Origin of the sequence: Thermoactinomyces sp. FSL K6-2592 (assembly GCF_038006465.1) — a bacterium.
Lineage (GTDB): Bacteria > Bacillota > Bacilli > Thermoactinomycetales > Thermoactinomycetaceae > Thermoactinomyces > Thermoactinomyces vulgaris.
Genome location: NZ_JBBOVH010000001.1, coordinates 88,657 through 107,987, shown reverse-complemented (window position 1 = coordinate 107,987; position 19,331 = coordinate 88,657). Strand labels below are relative to the sequence as shown.

At 48.8% G+C, this 19,331-nt stretch carries 15 protein-coding genes and 2 tRNA genes; all 17 read left to right on the top strand.

The annotated features are described in order from the left end of the window. Nucleotides 1-66: 66 nt before the first annotated feature. The 17 genes from mfd (at nt 67) to ftsH (ending at nt 19,307) form a co-directional block, all read left to right on the top strand. On the top strand, nt 67-3,609 hold the full coding sequence (gene mfd, locus NYE37_RS00635; RefSeq protein WP_340711713.1) for a transcription-repair coupling factor: 3,543 nt from the start codon (nt 67-69) through the stop codon (nt 3,607-3,609). Further along, nucleotides 3,596-4,600, top strand: a complete 1,005-nt coding sequence (locus NYE37_RS00630) for a peptidylprolyl isomerase (protein WP_175413159.1) — start codon at nt 3,596-3,598, stop codon at nt 4,598-4,600. Before mfd ends, NYE37_RS00630 begins: the two co-directional genes overlap by 14 nt. Before the next feature lie 162 nt (nt 4,601-4,762). Next, nucleotides 4,763-5,305 carry a stage V sporulation protein T gene (gene spoVT, locus NYE37_RS00625; protein WP_198051086.1) on the top strand — a complete coding sequence of 181 codons (543 nt, stop codon included), beginning with the start codon at nt 4,763-4,765 and terminating at the stop codon, nt 5,303-5,305. A gap of 107 nt (nt 5,306-5,412) precedes the next feature. Continuing rightward, nucleotides 5,413-7,050: a putative polysaccharide biosynthesis protein gene (locus NYE37_RS00620; RefSeq protein ID WP_198051085.1), complete on the top strand. Its 1,638-nt coding sequence runs from the start codon at nt 5,413-5,415 to the stop codon at nt 7,048-7,050. Between the two features lie 24 nt (nt 7,051-7,074). Beyond that, a complete protein-coding gene (gene mazG, locus NYE37_RS00615) occupies nt 7,075-8,541 on the top strand; it encodes a nucleoside triphosphate pyrophosphohydrolase (RefSeq protein WP_037997995.1) in 1,467 nt (488 codons plus the stop codon). Nucleotides 8,542-8,591: 50 nt separating this feature from the next. Beyond that, nucleotides 8,592-8,891 (top strand): RNA-binding S4 domain-containing protein, encoded by a 300-nt coding sequence (locus tag NYE37_RS00610; protein ID WP_276319280.1) that lies wholly within the window; start codon nt 8,592-8,594, stop codon nt 8,889-8,891. A 45-nt stretch (nt 8,892-8,936) separates the two neighbouring features. Then, on the top strand, nt 8,937-9,224 hold the full coding sequence (yabP, locus tag NYE37_RS00605; RefSeq protein ID WP_037997999.1) for a sporulation protein YabP: 288 nt from the start codon (nt 8,937-8,939) through the stop codon (nt 9,222-9,224). Next, entirely contained in the window at nt 9,221-9,796 is a 576-nt protein-coding gene (gene yabQ, locus NYE37_RS00600) for a spore cortex biosynthesis protein YabQ (protein WP_138614815.1), read from the top strand. Before yabP ends, yabQ begins: the two co-directional genes overlap by 4 nt. 4 nt (nt 9,797-9,800) lie before the next feature. Further along, complete coding sequence (locus NYE37_RS00595; protein WP_037998005.1) at nt 9,801-10,187, top strand: FtsB family cell division protein; 387 nt, start codon at nt 9,801-9,803, stop codon at nt 10,185-10,187. A 68-nt stretch (nt 10,188-10,255) separates the two neighbouring features. Further along, nucleotides 10,256-11,500, top strand: coding sequence for an exo-beta-N-acetylmuramidase NamZ family protein (locus NYE37_RS00590; protein WP_037998008.1), 1,245 nt, complete (start codon nt 10,256-10,258; stop codon nt 11,498-11,500). A gap of 96 nt (nt 11,501-11,596) precedes the next feature. Beyond that, nucleotides 11,597-11,673 (top strand) — tRNA-Met (locus tag NYE37_RS00585). 8 nt (nt 11,674-11,681) lie between these two features. Beyond that, nucleotides 11,682-11,758: transfer RNA gene (locus tag NYE37_RS00580), tRNA-Met, on the top strand. A gap of 98 nt (nt 11,759-11,856) precedes the next feature. Beyond that, on the top strand, nt 11,857-12,345 hold the full coding sequence (locus NYE37_RS00575; protein ID WP_340711712.1) for a DUF402 domain-containing protein: 489 nt from the start codon (nt 11,857-11,859) through the stop codon (nt 12,343-12,345). Between the two features lie 294 nt (nt 12,346-12,639). Then, a complete protein-coding gene (gene spoIIE, locus NYE37_RS00570; protein ID WP_062843352.1) occupies nt 12,640-15,105 on the top strand; it encodes a stage II sporulation protein E in 2,466 nt (821 codons plus the stop codon). Between the two features lie 120 nt (nt 15,106-15,225). Beyond that, nucleotides 15,226-16,674, top strand: coding sequence for a tRNA lysidine(34) synthetase TilS (gene tilS, locus NYE37_RS00565; RefSeq protein ID WP_049720808.1), 1,449 nt, complete (start codon nt 15,226-15,228; stop codon nt 16,672-16,674). A gap of 12 nt (nt 16,675-16,686) precedes the next feature. Further along, the gene (gene hpt / locus NYE37_RS00560) at nt 16,687-17,226 is read left to right on the top strand and encodes a hypoxanthine phosphoribosyltransferase (RefSeq protein WP_037998020.1); all 540 of its coding nucleotides are present in this window, start codon (nt 16,687-16,689) and stop codon (nt 17,224-17,226) included. 77 nt (nt 17,227-17,303) lie between these two features. Continuing rightward, nucleotides 17,304-19,307, top strand: a complete 2,004-nt coding sequence (ftsH, locus tag NYE37_RS00555; protein WP_037998022.1) for an ATP-dependent zinc metalloprotease FtsH — start codon at nt 17,304-17,306, stop codon at nt 19,305-19,307. The last annotated feature ends 24 nt before the right edge of the window (nt 19,308-19,331 follow it).

Here is a 19,331-nt window from a genome sequence, read left to right as displayed (position 1 = left end):
GTTGATAGCTAAGGCTTCTTTTCTATTTGACCTGTAGACTGATGGAAAAAAGGGGAGGAACAACTGTTGATACCGTTAACGCATATATTTAAGCAGGACAAAGATTTTCAGTCAACGGTAACAGGAATCAAAACCGGGTTGAAAGAGCAGTTGGTTGCCGGATTGTCAGGCACCGCCCGCATGTTATATGTCGCTGCGCTGTTCCAGGAAGTGAAACGGCCCGTCCTGTTGGTTTGCCATAATTTAAATCAGGCGCAAAAAGCGACCGAAGACCTGCAGGAAATCTTGTCAAAGGACGAGGTTTTGCTGTACCCGGCCAATGAACTGGTCACCACCGAAATTGCCGTGGCCGGCCAGGAGACACTGGGAGAAAAAATCGGTGTGTTAACCCGTTTGATTCATGGATTCAACGGGGTGCTTGTGGTCCCGTTTTCCGGCTTGCGCAAATTGTTTTTGCCGAAAAAAGTGTTTGCGAAAAACTATACCACGTTGAAGGTGGGGCAGGTTCAGGAAATTGATTCATTGCTCACGCAGCTGGTGAATGTGGGGTACCAGCGGGTTGAAATGGTGGAAAAACCCGGTGAATACAGTGTGCGTGGCGGCATTGTGGACATTTATCCCGTTCACTTTGAAAATCCCGTCCGTGTGGAGTGGTTTGACGACGAAGTGGATTCCATCCGTCCTTTCTCCGTGTCGGATCAGCGTTCTTTTGACAAATGGGAGGAATTGACCATTCCTCCGGCAAAAGAATTGTTCGCATCGGCAGATGAGTTGTATCAAGCGGGCGAAAAAGTGGAAAAACGGTTGGGGGAACGGTTAAGCGTCACCAAAGAGACTGAACTGAGGGAAAAATTAAATCAATCGATTGGTTATGATATTGAACAATTGAAAAACGGCACATACTTTACCGGCATGTACAAGTATATTTCGCAAATTTACCCGGAGTGCCAAAGCCTTGTGGATTACATGCCTTCGGACACGTTGGTCATCTTGGATGAACCGAACCGGATCATTGAAAGTGCCCGGCAGATGGAAAGGGAAGAAGGGGAATGGCAGACCGTCTTGTTGCAACAAGGAGAGCTTTTGCCAGGGTTGAAAATATCTTTTTCTTTTGATGAAGTGGTTGAAAACAAGGACCACCAACGGATTTATCTTTCCTTGTTCATGCGAAAGATTCCGGCAATCAAGCCGCAAAATGTGATCCAGATGGTGTGCCGCAGCATGCAGCAATTTCACGGGCAAATGCATGTTTTGAAGGCGGAATGGGAACGTTGGGAAAAATCCAATTACCGTGTGGTGTTTTTGGCCAGCAGTGAAGATCGGATGGACCGTCTGGAACGGGTGTTGAATGATTACGGAATGAATGCGGCCAAAGATTTGTCCGACCAGGTTCCTTTGCCGGGAAAACCCGTCATTTGCCTGGGCAATCTGCAAAACGGCTTTGAGATGAACCCGGTCCGGCTCGCAGTGATCACCGAAAGCGAAGTGTTCACGCAAAAGCAACGGCGGACCCGGCGCCATGCCAAGATGGACCATGCCGAAAAAATCAAAGATTACCAAGAATTGAAACCCGGGGATTATGTGGTTCACGTCAATCACGGAATCGGGAAATACATCGGCATTGAAACGCTGGAAGTCGGCGGCATGCACAAGGATTATCTGCACATCCAGTATGCCGGAAACGACAAGCTCTACGTGCCGGTGGAGCAAATCGACCAAGTGCAAAAGTATGTCGGCAGCGAGGAAAAAACGCCGAAGGTTTACAGTCTGGGCGGCAGCGAATGGAGCAAGGTGAAAAATAAAGTCCGGTCTTCGGTGCAGGATATCGCCCAGGATTTGATCGAATTATACGCCAAGCGGCAACAGGCCAAAGGCTTTGCTTTTTCGAAAGATACGCCTTACCAGAGAGAGTTTGAAGCGATGTTCCCTTATGAGGAAACGCCGGATCAATTGCGTTCAGTGGAAGAGATCAAAAAGGATATGGAACGAAGCCAGCCGATGGACCGCTTGTTGTGCGGGGATGTGGGATACGGAAAAACGGAAGTGGCCATCCGCGCGGCGTTTAAAGCGACGATGGACGGCAAGCAGGTGGCTGTGTTGGTTCCGACCACCATTTTGGCTCAACAGCATTATGAGACTTTTCGTGAGCGTTTTTCTGACTTCCCGGTACAAATTCATGTGTTGAGCCGGTTCCGCACCCGGAAAGAACAGAAAGAAACGATGGAAGGGCTGAAAAAAGGAACGGTGGATATCGTCATCGGCACGCACCGTCTTTTATCCAAAGATGTCCAATTCAAAGACTTGGGGCTTCTCATCATCGACGAGGAACAACGCTTTGGCGTGAAACACAAGGAGAAAATCAAACAGCTGAAGCACAATATTGATGTGTTGACGTTATCGGCGACACCGATTCCCCGCACCCTGCACATGGCCATGATGGGTGTGCGCGATCTGTCTGTTATTGAAACGCCTCCTGAAAACCGGTTCCCGGTGCAGACATACGTGTTGGAATACTCCGGGGCGTTGGTCCGGGAAGCGGTGGAACGGGAACTGGCGCGTGGCGGACAAGTTTATTTCCTATATAATCAAGTGCACAACATCGAACAGATGGCCGACCAAATCCGGCTTTTGATTCCGGAAGCACGGGTGGCGGTGGCCCATGGCCAGATGCAGGAATCCGAACTGGAAAAAGTGATGCTGGACTTCCTGGACGGGGAATACGACGTTTTGGTCAGTACCACCATCATTGAAACCGGTGTGGATATTCCCAATGTGAATACATTGATCATTTATGACGCCGACAAGATGGGATTGTCCCAGCTTTACCAGTTGCGCGGCCGGGTGGGGCGTTCCAATCGCATTGCTTATGCTTACTTTACGTACCAACGGGATAAAGTGTTGTCCGAAACCGCGGAGAAGCGCCTGCAGGCCATCAAAGAATTTACCGAGCTGGGATCCGGATTTAAAATTGCGATGCGCGATTTATCCATCCGGGGAGCCGGGAACATCTTGGGAGCCGAACAGCACGGCCATATTGCAACCGTGGGATTTGAGCTTTACAGCCAGATGCTGAAGGAAGCGATTGAGGAACTGAAAGGAGAAAAATCCACAAAGGAAGAAACCGAGCCAGTCATCGAATTAAATGTGGACGCCTATTTGCCTTCCGGATACATTGGTGATGAGAAACAGAAAATTGAATTGTATAAAAAGATCCGTGCCGTCACCACATTGGATGAAGTGACCGACTTGGAAGAAGAGATTGAGGATCGTTTCGGGGATTTGCCGGATCCTGTGCAAATTCTGTTAAAAATTTCCAAAATCAAAGCTTATGCCATTCTGTACGGCATGGAATCAGTTGAGCAGAAAGACGGGGATATCATTCTCCGGTTGCGGCCGGAACAAAATGACCAAATCGACGGCCCGAAATTGTTTGAAATTGCTCAGGATTTCCCGGGAAAAATTCGTTTCTCAACGGGAGAGAAGATCGGGATCATCTTCAAAACCAAAGGGATGCCCCATAAACAGGCATTAGAAATGATCGAACAGTTTCTGATAAAATATAAAGATGTTCCCAAACCGAAAGGAGCCGTTCAACATGCGACTGAGTAAAAAGTGGATCGCCGGGACGTTGGCCTTCGTGCTGATTCTTTCCGCGACCATTGCCGGATGTGCGATGGGAAAAGACAACAAAGAAGAAGAGCAGACGGCCGGGGCGATGGAATTCCAGCCCCTTGACACCACCAGCAAAAAGGTGGTTGCCGAATACAAGGGAGGCAAAGTGGTTGAAGGGGATTTGAACCGCTACATCAACATCATTGCGTATTTGGATCCCCAATTGTCGTTTATGATGTCATCGATCAAGGACAATCAGGAATTAAAAACGGAATTGGCGAAAGAGTATGCGGCCCGCCAGTATATGTTGACCAAAATCAAAGATGATGCATCGTTCGCCAAACAAGCGGATGAAACGATCAAACAAATCGAAGAAGGCCTGAAACAGCAAGCAGGGCAGGAACAAGGCCAAAACAATCCTCAAACCCTGGATGAGGCGATCAAAGGAAAAGGGTTTGACAAGACGCAATTACGGCAGTTTTTTGTGGAGTATCACCGGGTCAACGAATACTATGACGAACAATTAAAAGGGCAAACTTATGACTATGTAAAAGTACAGCACGTGTTGGTTTCCATCAATGACGGTTCGCAGCAAGATCAGCCGAAACGAACGGAAGAACAAGCGAAAAAACGCGCGGAGGAAGTCAAGAAAAAATTGGATGACGGCGGCGATTTCGCAAAGTTGGTGAAGGAGTATTCGGATGATCCCGGATCCAAAGACTCAAACGGAGTTTATGAAGGCACACCGGACCAGTTTGTCCCTGAATTTGCCAAAGCATGCCGGGAGTTGCCCCTCAACCAAATCAGCGACCCGATTAAAACCGATTACGGTTTTCATATCGTAAAAGTGTTGGACCGGGGGAAAAAGCCGGTGGACGAAGCGGACGAACAAGTGAAAATGCAAAAACGGCAAGAAGTGTATGATCAACTGGTCAAAGAGGAATTAGGCTTTAAGTCCCTTCTTTCCAATGACCAAAAAGGATCCTGAACTGCCGGAAAAGAGCCCGTGGCATGTTATGCCGCACTAGGGCTCTTTTTTTATGTCCGGAGGTCTGTATAATCTGCTGGAAGAAAATAAATACTATGGCTGATAAAACAAATTAAACCAGAAATTATAAAAAATATATAAAGAAAGAGAGGAAATTATTCTATGAAAGCAACAGGCATCGTTCGCCGGATTGACGATTTGGGGCGTGTTGTCATCCCGAAAGAAATTCGACGAACACTGCGTATTCGAGAAGGAGACCCTTTGGAGATTTTTGTGGACCGAGAAGGTGAAGTGATTTTAAAAAAGTATTCACCCATCGGCGAGTTGGGTGACTTTGCACAGGAATTTTCCGAAGCATTATATGAAAATATGCATTACCCCACACTCATTTGTGACAGGGATCATGTAATTGCCGTTGCAGGGGTATCCAAAAAAGAATATTTGGAGAAAAACATTGGTGAAATCGTGGAATCATGCATGGATCAAAGAAGAACTCATCTGGAAACAAACCCCGGAACTGCCGAGATATTCAAAGGAATGCCTGAAAAATATCAGTCCTATCTCATTGTTCCCATTAATGCGGGAGGCGATCCGATCGGTGCAGTCATCGTGCTCAGCAAGAAAGAAGGAGGGAAGTTGGGGGAATTGGAAGAAAAACTGGCCAGCACGGCTGCCACTTTTCTGGCCAAACAAATGGAACATTAACAATTCTTTGTCGGGCAGGTGAATGTACCTGCTTTTTTCTTTTGTAACCTCCCGCACTTTTGTATAATGAAAAGCAATTGCAGCGTGGAGAGGAGAGCAAATGGAAGATGATGGAGCAAAGCCGGCAGTCCTTCTTCCGTGGTGCGGCCATTTTGGGAGGGGCTGCTTTGTTTTCGAAGATATTAGGGGCTGTTTACAAAATTCCTTATCAAAATATTACCGGCGATGAAGGGATGTATGTTTATCAGCAAGTATATCCCTTGTACAGTGTTTTGTTGATCCTGGCCACCGCCGGGTTTCCGGCCGCGATTTCAAAGTTGGTCTCGGAAAAGTGGTCCCGCGGGCAAATGGCGGGAGTCGCGCAAATTTTCCGTGTTTCTTTGACAGCTTTGTCCTTGCTGGGGGCGGTTTCCTTTTTGCTCCTGTTTTTTGGGGCCGGCCAAATCGCGGAATGGATGGGAAACCGTAGCTTGCTTACTTTGCCGATTCAAACCGTTTCCTTTGCTCTTTTGGCTGTGCCGTTTCTGGCGGTGATGCGCGGCTGTTTTCAAGGACAGCAAAATATGGTTCCGACTGCAAATTCACAAATGGTTGAACAGTTGATCCGGGTTGTGACCATTCTTGTTCTTTCCTGGTATTTTATGGATTCGGGGATGAGCGTGGTTTATGCCGGTGCGGGAGCTGTGTTTGGATCCATCACCGGAGCCGTCGGAGCGCTGATTGTGTTGGTCTATTACTGGCATAAAGCCCAGCCGTTTCCCAAAAAAGAGGCAGGCTTTGCAGTTGCTTCCGGCATCGAGCCGCCGGCTGAAGTGATGAAAAACCTGTTTCGTTTGTCATTGCCGATTTGTATCGGTTCGCTCATTCTCCCTTTGTTTTCTTTGGCGGATTCTTTCACGGTGGCCAATTTGCTGGTGGATCGGGGATGGGAAACTGAAGAAGCCATTCGCTTAAAAGGCGTTTTTGACCGGGGGCAACCTTTGGTTCAATTTGCTTCGTTTTTTGCCACGGCGATCGCGCTCTCCATCGTTCCGGCCATTTCGGATCTGGTCAGCAAACAGAGGGTGAAGGAAGTTGAAGAGCAAGCTGTCCTCGCTTTGCGGTTGACTTGGGGCTTGGGGCTTCCGGCTGCGGTCGGTCTGATGGTCATCGCCGAACCTGTCAACGTGATGTTGTATGAAGACGCGGCGGGATCGGATGCCATGGCTGTTTTGGCATGGTCCGGAGTCCTCTCATCTTTGTGGATTGTATCGGCAGGAGTTTTGCAGGGATTGGGAAAAGTATATTTGCCCGCTGTTTATTTGGCATTGGGGATGATTTTGAAAGTCGGGTTCAATGTGTTGCTGATTCCCCTTTGGGATATCCGGGGGGCTTCCCTTTCAACGGTGCTTGCCTTTTTGTGCACGGCCATTTTGCAACTGGTGAAAATGAAACAGCATTTCGGTTGGAAATCGTGGATCCCCAGGCAAGAGCTGTTTGCCGCATGGGCAGCAGTCTGGATGGGGATTGCAGTTTACGTGACATCAGTTGTGGTTCAGCAAATCGCGGTTCCTTTCCTGGAATTCAGAGTGGCGATGATGGCTGCTTCCTTATTGTCGGTGCTTGTCGGCGTGATGGTTTACCCGTGGGCCGTTTTCCGCTTCGGGGTCTGGACACGGCGGGATCTGGAGAAAGTTCCGAAGTTGCGGAAAAAGTTGGTCCCGCTCCTGGATAAATGGGGATGGCTGAAGAAAGAACGGAATTAAGGAATCCGCAAGAGGAGGAGAAAAATGGCAAAAATTGTGGTTGTCGGTTTGGGTGCAGGCGATGAGGAATCGTTGTCTTTGGGAGTGCTCCGGTTATTAAAAGGAGAAAACCCGGTTTTTTTGCGGACCCGGCAAATCCCGGTTGCCGGGTGGCTGAGTCAACAAGGGATTTCTTTTGCCACTTTTGATGATGTTTATGAGTCAAATCATGATTTTGATACGGTTTATGATCAAATTGCCGGGCGGTTGCTTCAGGCGGCCAAAAAGAATTCCACGGTGATTTATGCGGTTCCGGGGCACCCGATGGTTGCGGAACGGACGGTCCGGTTGCTCCTTGATCAAGGGGAGGGGCAAGGGGTGGAAATCGATATCCGGGGAGGAAGTGTGAGTTTCCTGGAAACGTTTTTTGCCCGTTTGCAGGTGGATCCCATTGAAGGGTTTCAATTGCTCAACGGGACGGATTTTGATTCAGGGAAGGTGAATCCGGAAAACCACCTTTTGATTGCCCAGGTATACAGCCGGTTTGTCGCTTCTGAAGTCAAATTGACGTTGATGGAAATTTATCCCGATGATCACCCGGTTAAAATTGTCACTGCTTGCGGGATCGACGGATTGGAAAAGATCACCGAAGTTCCCTTGTATGAATTGGATCGCAAGGAGCTTTTCAGCGACTTGACCTCCGTTTATCTCCCACCTCTTGTGAAAGAGGAAGATTTATACCCGCGCTTTGAGTATTTAAAAGCAGTGATCCGCCATTTGAGAAGCCCGGAAGGCTGTCCTTGGGACCGCAAACAAACCCATGACAGTTTGCGCCCGTACCTGCTGGAGGAAGCTTATGAATTTTTGGAAGCGGTGGAAGAAAAGGATTCCGACGCAATGGCCGAGGAATTGGGGGATGTTTTGCTTCAAGTGATGTTGCACTCTCAAATCGCCAGCGAAGAAGGGACGTTTGACATTCATGATGTGATCCGCCACTTGAATGCGAAAATGATCCGCCGCCATCCCCATGTGTTTGGCAACTTAAAGGCCGAGACGGCGGAAGATGTGAAGCAGACTTGGGACCAGTTGAAGCAAAAAGAGAAAAAACAAGAGGAATCTTCCTCGTTGCTGGAGGGTGTGCCCAAACATTTCCCGGCTTTGATGAAAGCTTACGAACTGCAGAAAAAAGCGGCCAAAGCGGGATTTGACTGGAATGATGCAGAGGAAGTTTTAAAAAAGGTGCAAGAGGAATTAAAAGAAATGTCGGAAGCCGAAACCCAGGAAGAAAAGGAAGAAGAACTGGGGGATGTGTTGTTTGCTTTGGTTAATTTCGCCCGCTTTCTCAAAGTGCAACCGGAACTGGCTCTCCACGGATCTTGTTATAAATTTGAGCGCCGTTTTCGCTACATTGAAAGTCAAGTCAGGATGTCCCAAAAAAGTTGGGAGGACTTCTCTTTAGAAGAATTGGATGCCTGGTGGGATGAAGCCAAGCGTCTGGAAAAAGGCGAATGATTTATGAGCCGAGGCAGGATTTTTTCCTTTGTTCAAGAAAACGTTAAAAGATTGAAGGTGACATCATGCGATTGGACAAGTTCTTGAAAGTGTCGCGTTTGGTGAAAAGACGGACATTGGCCAAGGAAGTGTGTGACGAAGGGCGGGTTCAAGTCAACGGAAAAACGGCCAAAGCAGGAACGGTTCTTCACGTGGGAGATGAAATCCAGATTCGTTTCGGGCAAAAATTGGTGACGGTCTGTGTGGAGAAGTTACAGGATTCCGTCCGCAAAGAAGATGCCGGGAGCATGTTCAGCCTGATCCGCGAAGAGAGCCTCAGCGGACAAAAAGATCCCCAAGAACAGTTCTAAACGGAGATTTTGTCCATATCATGTACCAAGAGGGGGGAACGTGATATGGAAGAAACCTTTAACCAGATTCCGCATGAGATCGTGATGACCAACCGCAACACGCTGGATGTCAGCGGTGTAACCCGGGTGGAGAGTTTTGACAGCGAGGAGTTTTTGCTTCAGACCGATTACGGTTATCTGGGGATCAGAGGGCAAGGGTTGCATATCAAAACACTGGATTTGGATCAGGGCAGGGTTTCCATTGAAGGGCAAATTTCAGACATGAGCTATTTGGACATGCCTGTGCCGGCGCAGGAAAAAGTTAAAAGCGTCTGGGGCCGGATCTTCAAGTGACGCTGCAAACGCAATGGTTTACCATGCTTCTCATGCTCGGATCCGGTTTTTTTATCGGGATCATTCTTGATTTTTACCGGGTGTTGACAGTCCGTTTCCGGATTCGCAAGTGGTTGATTTCCCTCATTGACCTCATTTATTGGATGGTTTCGGCCGTTTTGGTGTTTGGTTTATTGTTTTGGAGCAATTGGGGAGAGCTTCGCTTTTATTTCTTTGTTGCGGTGTGCCTGGGTTTTTTGATTTATTTTAAGTGGGCAAGCCGCTCGGTACTTCGCGGAATCCGGATGTTGTTTAATATCATGGAACGGATTTTTTTCTTTCTCGCACGGCTGTTTCACCTGTTGATATTCAGTCCCGCCCGGATCTTGTTCAGGGGATGCCGGCGGTTGGCGGGTCTGATCTGGAAAGGAACCACTGCATGCATCAAGCTGATTTTGTCCCCGTTTTTCTTCCTGCTTCGCCCTGTTCAAGCCAGGTTGGAACCCTGGCTCTCCCGAAGGATTCAAAAAGGAAAGGCCCAAGTCCGAAAGATCAAAGCATGGTGGAATAAAAACCGGGATAAGGGTGAATGAAAAGATGGCTTATCAACACGGCAGAGATAATGTGCTTTTCATCCAGCGGTCCGCAAAACCCGTGAAAAAACCGGAATCCGCATCCAAATCCCAATCCGTACGCCCTTTGCATCCCGCCGTCAAAAGGCGCCGGCTGATCTGGCTTGGTTGCATGGTTGTCTTTATTGTTTGGGCGGCGGCGCAAAGCGTCATCCAGCAGGTGCGCATCTGGGATCAGGAAAAAGAACTGGCCGACAAACAAAGGCAGTTGTCTCAGGCTTATGAACAACAGAAAACGTTAAAGCAGGAAGTTCAAAAGTTAAAATCGGAAGATTATATGATGGAATTGGCTCATAAAATGGGTTACGGAAAACCGGGTGAACAAATTTACTCCATTGAAAACAAAGAGTGAAGCAGATCCCTCTTGTTCTGTCGGGGAACAAGAGGATTTTTCTATCTGTGTCAGGAAGAGGGATAGCGATGGGGAGAAAGTGGATCGGGCTTTTTTGCATTATGTTGTTGGTTTTGGCCGGATCCGGTTGTTTCCGTCTTAACGTGCAGGAAAACAGGGAAAAAAAGGTGATCACCGGCTTGGAAAAAGTGTTGAGGAATCCGGAGGATTTTCAAGGGAAACGGGTGGGCTTGATCGCCAATCCGACCAGTATCACCCCGGATTATCAGCATGCGCTGGATGCGATGCTGGCCCGCGGGATTCAAGTGACGAAAGTTTTCGGTCCGGAGCACGGGGTCCGCGGGGCTGAACAAGCCGGAGAGGAACCGGAGACGGTGGTGGATCCCAAAACGGGAATCCCTTTCGAAAACCTGTATGGAAAAAAGCCGGAAGAAATGGCTTCCCTCTTTCAAGAGGTGGATGTCCTCGTCTTTGACATGCAGGAGACCGGCACCCGGTTTTATACTTATCTTTACACGATGGCGGATGCGATGAAGGCCGCGGGGATGTTAAAGAAGCCTTTGTATGTTTTGGACCGGCCCAATCCGCTTGGCGGAACACGGGTGGAGGGGCCGCTTTTAAACCCGGCATTCCGCTCTTCCGTGGGACGGTTTCCCATTCCGCTCGTACACGGAATGACGATGGGGGAATTGGCTCTTTTGATCAATGATCAGCAATCGCCGAAAGCGGAATTGCACGTGGTGAATATGGAGGGATGGACACGGGATCAGAGGTATGAAGATACCGGATTGCCATGGGTGATGCCTTCTCCGAACATGCCCTCCCCGTTGACCGCCCTTGTCTATCCGGGGACGGGGTTGGTGGAAGGAACCAACTTGTCGGAAGGAAGAGGGACGACCCGTCCTTTTGAACTGGTCGGGGCCCCCTATGTCAACGGTTGGGAATTGTCTCAGGCGTTGAACCGGGCCCGTCTGCCGGGGGTTGTTTTTCGGGAGGCATATTTTATTCCCACTTTTTCAAAATTCCAAGGGGAAGAGGTGGGCGGTGTCCAAATCCATGTTACGGACGTTGACCAATTTGATCCGGTTTTAACGGGGATCACGATTTTGGAGAAAACGAAAAAATTGTATCCGGAACAGTTTGCCTGGGTCCGATCAGGGGAAAAATACTGGATAGATCTGCTGGCTGGAACGGACCAAATACGCCGTCAATTGGATCAGGGGAAGTCAGCCCGGGAAATCACCCGACAATGGAAAAAAGAAATCAATCACTTTAAGGGGATACGGAAAAAATACCTTCTCTATTCATCATGAAAAATCTGAATTCAATTTTAAATGAAATTGGATGTTGACACCGAAACACAGGCTATGTATAATTGAGATTGTTCGCGGTGATAAATGATGAATTGACGCGGGGTGGAGCAGTCAGGTAGCTCGTCGGGCTCATAACCCGAAGGTCGCAGGTTCAAATCCTGTCCCCGCAACCAAAATATATGGCGGCGTAGCTCAGCTGGCTAGAGCGTACGGTTCATACCCGTAAGGTCGGGGGTTCGAGGCCCTCCGCCGCTACCAAAGTAGGAGAAGGCGAGCTTCCCCAATTGGGTGAATGTCGCCTTTTTTTTATGTGATTTTTAAGGATCAGCAAGTTGCGAGTGCATGGGAGTGATTGTGTGAATGTCGTGATTAAGAAAATAAAGTTTACGACCATAAATAAAACCTATACGGAAAAAGTCCGGGATTGGCGGGGGCGTCATTTGTTCTCCACGCAGTATGCCAATCCGGACGGAAAACGGATCTTTTTGACGTATTATTTTGTGCGCAAAGGATACACAATTTCAAAGGTGTTCGGCCGCTCCGGAGAATTCCTTTACTATTATTGCGATGTGATGCAAATGCACCAGGTGGGCCGCATGCGTTATGTGATGGTGGATCTTTTGTTGGATCTGATCATTGACCGGGATGATCATTGTCATGTAATCGATATTGATGAATTTGCCGATTCCATTGAACGCAGGCAGATCAAACGCAGACAGCAAGTGCATGCGTTGCGGACGCTGGATCAGATGATCCGTTTGCATGCCGATCGCAAGCTGATTCCCTCGTTTATTCGCGAGGCCAAGATGTATCCGTTGACGGATTCCCCTTCCCGGCGCCGGTGAATCCGATTTTCGACAAACCGGAAAAAGAAATAGGAAGTTTTGTCGCTCCCATGTTTGTCTTGAGAGAAAACGACAAAGGAAGACGGGATCCGAGTGAGCTCCCAAAGGAAGCCGGGGGCTCATTTGGCTGAATCCCTTGCCGTTCCTTCTTTGTCCCGATGGCAAATCATACGGGATCGCGGCCGGTTAGAAAAATGTCGCCAAAAAAATTTTTCTTTTCAGAAATTGCAACAAACTTTCCGCTTGCCTCCCCGCTATAATGAGTGGCACAAACTGAACGCGAGGTGACAAGGGATGCAAGTGGGAACTCATTTTCGGAATTTATTGATTCGACCGGTGGGAAGTTGGTTCGGTTGGGAAAGCAGTAAGCGAAGACGGATCATGCATCGTTTGGCGAACATGTGGAATGTTCCGGTTGTTGTGATGGGAGTGCTCTTGGGAAGGGCCACGATCTTGGGGATGATCTCCCCGTTTGCTGTTGCTTATCTGGCCGTGGTGTATCATTTGGCCAAAAAGCAATGGCCGGTGGTGATGTTGTCACTGATTCTCGGTGCGGCCACCCTGGGCGGGGCAGAGGTGGCCAAGATGACCGGCAGTTTAATTCTTTTCCTTTTTATCCAGAAAATTTTTGCGGCCTTGGGAAAAGGAGAGCTCAGTTTTGCTCCTTTTATGGTGGGGATCACGGGGGCCGTGGCCCGCCTGGCTGAGTGGTGGTGGAAAGACGGGACTTCTTATGAATTGTTGTTGGCCGGGATCGATGTGCTGCTCAGTTTCATCTTGACGTTTATCTTTGTCCAATCCCTCCCGATTTTCACCATGAAAAAAAGACGCGTTTCACTGCGTCAGGAGGAAATTGTCTGTTTGGTGATTCTTCTGGGTTCCGCGATGACCGGAACCATGGGGTGGGAAGCTGGGCAGTTATCGATCGTCAACATTATTTCCCGTTACGCAATTCTGGTGCTGGCTTTGGTGGGTGGGGGAATGTTGGGTTCCTCCATGGGGGTGGTCACAGGCATGATTTTAAGCCTCTCCGAACCCAAATCCATTTTGCAGATCAGTTTGCTGGCGTTTGCCGGTTTGCTGGCCGGTTTGTTCAAAGAAGGGAAAAAAATCGGCGTATCGGTCGGCTTTTTGTTGGGTTCGGCCATCCTGACCTTATATGACGGCGGTTCCCAGGCCATCTGGCCTTCCATGCAAGAATCGGCATTGGCAGTCTGTTTGTTTTTCCTGACTCCGGAACGTTGGTTGAAAGCATTGTCCCGGTATGTTCCCGGCACGTTGGAAAATCATACGGCGCAACAGGAGCACATCAAACGGCTCAGGGATGTGACGGCGAGCAAAGTGGAGAAATTCACGGAATTGTTTCAGGAGTTGGCGTTCAGTTTCCGTGAAGATGTGACCAAACACAAAAAAGAAGATGAAGACCAGGTCCGGTTTTTTATTTCCGAGATCATGGATCAGGCTTGCATGGGGTGCAGCAAGTTTGAACATTGTTGGGATCAAAAAGTGGTGAAAACTTATCAGGGGATGATGGATTTAATGGCTCGTGTCGAGGAGAACGGGCCGCAAAATCCTGCGCCGGTTCCAAAATCATGGGAACGTCACTGCATCCGTCCCGACAAAGTGGTAAACGAAATTCAGCGTCAGTATGCACGCTACGAGCAAAACATCTATTGGAAGGAAAAAATGCAGGAATCGCGCCGGTTGGTTTCCGACCAGTTGACCGGAATGGCGGAAGTGATGTCCAAGCTGTCCAGGGAAATCCGGCATGAAACACAAGTGCTGTCCGCGCATGAAGAGCAGATTCACGAGGCGCTGGAAGAGTTGGGCTTGTCCATTCACCGGGTGGATATCATTAACCTGGAAGAAGGAAAAGTGGAGATTGAAGTTACGATGGCTGACCGGGACGGGCTGGAAGAGTGCAAAAAGTTGGTGGCTCCCTTGTTGACGGAGATTTTGGGAGAGCCGGTGGCTGTGTACCGGAAGGTGGTCAAAGACGGATCGCCTGGTGCGGTTGTCATTTTGGGATCGGCACAGCGTTTTGAACTGAAAACGGGAGCTTCTTGTGCGGCCAAAGGCGGGGGAGTGATTTCCGGAGACAGCTATTGTTACATGAATTTGGGCACAGGAAAGTATGCCGTGGCCTTATCGGACGGAATGGGGAACGGACAACGGGCACAAGCCGAAAGTAGTGCGGCATTGAAGTTGTTGCGCCGTTTGCTTCAGGCGGGTATGAATGAAGAGCGGGCGGTGGATACGGTCAATTCGATTTTGAGTTTGCGGTCGGCCGACGAAATGTTTGCGACGATTGATCTGGCCATTGTGGATTTGAACACCGCGGAAGGGCGGTTTATGAAAATTGGTTCCACCCCGGGCTTTATCAAGCGGGGGAAAAAGGTGATCGCGCTGTCGGCAGCCAATCCCCCCATCGGCATTTTAAATCACATTGAATTTGAACCGATTGAAATGCAGCTGGAGCCGGGCGACCTGATTATTTTGATGACGGACGGGGTTTATGACACACCGAATCATGCGGTCAACAAAGATGCTTTCATGGCGCGGATGATTTCGGAAATTGACACCAAAGATCCGCAGGGATTTGCGGATTGCCTTTTGGAAAAAGTGGTGCGGCATCACGGGGGACAGATCATGGACGATATGACGATTGTCGTTTCCAAGGTGGAAAAGCATTCCCCCGAATGGTCGACGATCCGTTTGCCCGGCGTCAAAAAGCTCGTCCGGCCGGAACCCGTGAATTAAAACGGACAAAAACCATGTTGTAAATTGCTTCCCTTCCTGAAAAAATATATGATGAGTACAGGGAAGGATGAAACAAACCCGGGGCTTCCCGGGCCTTTTTATTTTAAGGGGAAGATGACATTGTCCTGGTTTTTGAAACGCTTGGAAGAAGAGATTGCAACGAGAAAATTGATCAGACCCGGTGACAACGTATTGGTCGGGGTATCGGGCGGTCCCGATTCCACGGCCTTGCTGTTTGCTTTAAAACAGTTGGAAAAGACATTGGGGCATCAAGTGTTTGCCGTTCATGTGAATCATCACTTGCGCGGGGAAGAAAGCGATGAAGATGAGAAATATGTGGTGTGCCGCGCAAAGGAATGGAACATCCCCGTCCGTGTCATGCATGTGGATGTGGCCGGAGAACGGAAGAAACACGGTGGGAATAAACAGGCCGTATCGCGAACATTACGCTACCGGGCATTCAAACGGGTGGCTGAGGAAATAAAAGCAGACCGGCTGGCGTTGGCGCACCATGCCGATGACCAATTGGAAACGGTGTTGATGCGTTTGTTCCGGGGAACAGGGATCTCCGGCCTCTCCGGGATGGATTGGTCCCGGCCTTGGGACGGTTACGTGTTGATCCGGCCTTTATTGGGATTTAGGAAAGAGGAAATCATTTCTTTTTGCCGGGAACAAAATCTGTCCCCGCGTGAAGATTCAAGCAACCGCTCTCTGGAATATACGCGAAACCGGATCCGTCATGAACTGATTCCCGTGGTGAGAAGGCTGTATCCGCATGCCGACAGAGCGGTTTCAAAGTTGAGCGATCTGATCCGGGAAGAAGAAAGAGACTGGGATTTCCGGGTGAAAAAGGCATTGAAAGAAGTGGTCACCGAACGGGGTGAAAACTGTTACACGCTTGATGTTTCAAGTTTTCTTCACTTGTCGGTTGCTTTACAAAGAAGAGTGGTTAAACTAATATTAAGTTATCTTTGCCACCAAGATTTAACGGAACTTTCCCTTGATAAAGTGGATCAGGTTCGAAAATTGGCTGAAAACAACAATCCGTCGGCAATGATCCGGATGTTTCAAGGAATCGTTGCAGAAAGAGAGTATTCCAAGTTGATTTTCACAAAAAAGCCACAAACACCGGATGAAGCCCGGGACAGGCAGGAAACGCCGGAAATGATCTGGTTGCCCGGTCATGGAGTGTCTTCATTACCGGGGTTTTTGGGTAGAATGGAAATATTGGAGTCAGATCAACCCATCCCCATACATAGATTGAAAAACGTTTTTAGCCATGCTGTGTTTGACCTTGATCTTCTTTCAGGACCGCTTTATGTCCGGGCCCGGAAACCGGGAGACAAAATGCGTTGTTCAGGTATGCGCGGAAGAAAAAAGGTAAAAAGTTTAATGATGGAAGCAAAAATCCCCAAAAAAATGCGTTCGCGCTATCCATTGGTTGGATCCGGTGATGAAATCATCTGGATACCGGGAGTGAGGAGGTCCGACCTGGCTCCTGCGACAGCATCAACAAAACGTTTTCTATATTTATTGTGGGATCAAAATGATGCACCCGAAGAAAGATAGGAGGTTCCCACCGTGCATGAAGACATTGCGGAAGTGTTGTTTACCAAAGAGCAAATCCGGGAAAAAGTAGAGGAGTTGGGGAAAATCATTTCCCGTGAGTACAAAGGGTTGAACCCGCTGTGCGTTTGTGTGTTAAAAGGGGCCGTTCCTTTTATGGCCGATTTGATCAGGGAGATTGACATCCCGATTGAGATGGACTTTATGGATGTTTCCAGCTACGGGAATTCCACCAAATCCTCAGGGGTTGTGAGAATTATTAAAGATTTAGAGACATCCGTCGAAGGACGTCATGTCCTGATTGTCGAAGACATAATTGATTCCGGTTTGACGCTCAGTTATCTGGTGGAAATGCTGAAAGCCCGGAATGCGGCATCGGTTAAAATCATCACCATGCTGGACAAACCGGAACGCCGTAAAGTGGATCTGAGCCCTGATTACTGCGGATATACGATTCCGGATGCATTTGTTGTCGGTTATGGCCTTGATTATGCGGAGAAATATCGGAATCTCCCATACATAGGAATCCTCAAAAAGGAAGTTTATACGGATTAGCCGTGACGTTTTGTTTTGTTGAGAACCGTTTGCCTGCTATGCTAAAATGATACAAGTGGACTGAGAGGAGGCCAGGGATGAAAAACTACTTCCTCAGAAATGGAGTATTATATATTATCCTCATCCTTGTAACCATTGCGGTTATCAATATGTTTGCCAATCCGGCAACAGACACGCAGCAGCTGGCTTACAATGAATACAGGCAACAGCTGACGGCGAATAAGCTCACTGACATCAAGGTACAGTTGGATGGGGGTACTTACCATATTGAAGGTAAGTTCAAGGACCAGCCGAACAAGTCTTTTGTAACCCGGGGACCCGCGAACTACGGTTCAACGGTGCTTCAGGATTTACAAAATGCAAATGTCAAGGTGACTTATGAAAAACCGAAAGGTGACTCGATTTGGATCACCTTGTTTACGTACATCATTCCTTTTGTCGTCATTCTTTTCCTTTTCTTTTTCTTGTTAAACCAGGCGCAAGGCGGCGGAAGCCGTGTGATGAATTTCGGCAAAAGCAAAGCCAAGTTATACAATGAAGAGAAAAGGCGTGTAACTTTTGATGACGTGGCAGGCGCAGACGAGGAAAAAGCCGAGTTGGTCGAAATTGTTGACTTCCTGAAAGACAACCGGCGTTACGCCCAAATGGGGGCACGGATTCCGAAAGGGGTTCTTTTGGTCGGACCGCCGGGAACAGGGAAAACTTTGTTGGCCAGGGCGGTGGCCGGAGAAGCGAAAGTTCCGTTCTTTTCCATCAGCGGTTCGGACTTTGTGGAAATGTTTGTCGGGGTGGGGGCATCCCGTGTTCGTGATTTGTTTGAACAGGCGAAGAAAAATGCGCCTTGTATCATTTTCATCGACGAAATCGACGCAGTGGGCCGTCAACGCGGGGCCGGGCTCGGCGGCGGTCACGACGAGCGCGAACAAACATTGAACCAATTGCTTGTGGAAATGGACGGATTTGATGTCAATTCCGGAATCATCATCATGGCGGCAACCAACCGTCCGGATATCCTCGACCCGGCATTGTTGCGCCCGGGCCGTTTTGACCGCCAGATTCTGGTGAACCGTCCTGATGTGAAAGGCCGGGAAGCCGTTTTGAAAGTGCATGCCCGTAACAAACCCCTGGCAGAAGACGTCAAATTGGAAGTCATTGCCCAGCGTACCACGGGCTTTTCCGGAGCCGATCTGGAGAACTTGTTGAATGAAGCGGCTCTGCTTGCGGCACGGCACCGGAAGAAGAAAATCACGATGGAAGAAATTGATGAAGCGGTGGACCGCGTGATTGCAGGTCCTCAGAAGAAAAGCCGCGTCTTCAGCAAAAAAGAAAGAAAAATTGTTGCTTATCATGAATCCGGACACGTGTTGTGCGGATATTACCTGCAGCATGCCGATGTGGTTCACAAGGTGACAATCGTCCCCCGCGGGCAAGCCGGCGGATATGCCATGATGTTGCCGAAGGAAGATCGTTATTTGGCCACCAAAAACGAATTGCTGGATCGGGTGACCGGGTTGCTCGGAGGCCGTGTCGCCGAAGAGATTGTGTTTGGTGAAATCAGCACCGGGGCCAGCAATGACTTTGAGAAAGCAACCTCCATTGTCCGTTCCATGATTACGGAATACGGAATGAGCGACCGGTTGGCCACCATGACCTTCGGGCGTTCGCAAGGACAGGTGTTCTTGGGGCGTGACCTGGGACACGAATCCAACTACAGCGATAAAATCGCCTATGAGATCGATACGGAGATGCAAGATTTGATCCGTTCCTGCTACAACCGGGCGAAAAACCTGATCATGGAACATCGCGACAAATTGGAACTGTTGGCGCAAACCTTGCTGGAGAAAGAAACGTTGGATGAGCGGCAAATCAAACAATTGCTTGAAAACGGGAAGTTGGATGATGACGATTCCGTGAAAGTCAACATCCAATCCAAAGAGGAAGAAGAAACCAATAAAGAGTCCACAAAACAGGATAATTCCGGGGCGGTTGATGCCAACCGGACAGAAAGCCCTGCAAAGGATAATCCGTTTGTCAATAACGATCCGGTGGATAAAGATTCGGATTCAGACCAATCGGTGTAGAAAAAAGAGGCGTTTCCGCCTCTT

Excerpts from the sequence above, each read along its gene's own strand:
- NYE37_RS00620 (WP_198051085.1), top strand. The coding sequence starts at position 5,413 with ATGATGGAGCAAAGCCGGCAGTCCTTCTTCCGTGGTGCGGCCATTTTG.
- NYE37_RS00590 (WP_037998008.1), top strand. The coding sequence starts at position 10,256 with ATGGGGAGAAAGTGGATCGGGCTTTTTTGCATTATGTTGTTGGTTTTG.
- mazG (WP_037997995.1), top strand. The coding sequence starts at position 7,075 with ATGGCAAAAATTGTGGTTGTCGGTTTGGGTGCAGGCGATGAGGAATCG.
- yabP (WP_037997999.1), top strand. The coding sequence starts at position 8,937 with ATGGAAGAAACCTTTAACCAGATTCCGCATGAGATCGTGATGACCAAC.
- spoVT (WP_198051086.1), top strand. The coding sequence starts at position 4,763 with ATGAAAGCAACAGGCATCGTTCGCCGGATTGACGATTTGGGGCGTGTT.
- spoIIE (WP_062843352.1), top strand. The coding sequence starts at position 12,640 with ATGCAAGTGGGAACTCATTTTCGGAATTTATTGATTCGACCGGTGGGA.
- NYE37_RS00630 (WP_175413159.1), top strand. The coding sequence starts at position 3,596 with ATGCGACTGAGTAAAAAGTGGATCGCCGGGACGTTGGCCTTCGTGCTG.
- ftsH (WP_037998022.1), top strand. The coding sequence starts at position 17,304 with ATGAAAAACTACTTCCTCAGAAATGGAGTATTATATATTATCCTCATC.
- NYE37_RS00595 (WP_037998005.1), top strand. The coding sequence starts at position 9,801 with ATGGCTTATCAACACGGCAGAGATAATGTGCTTTTCATCCAGCGGTCC.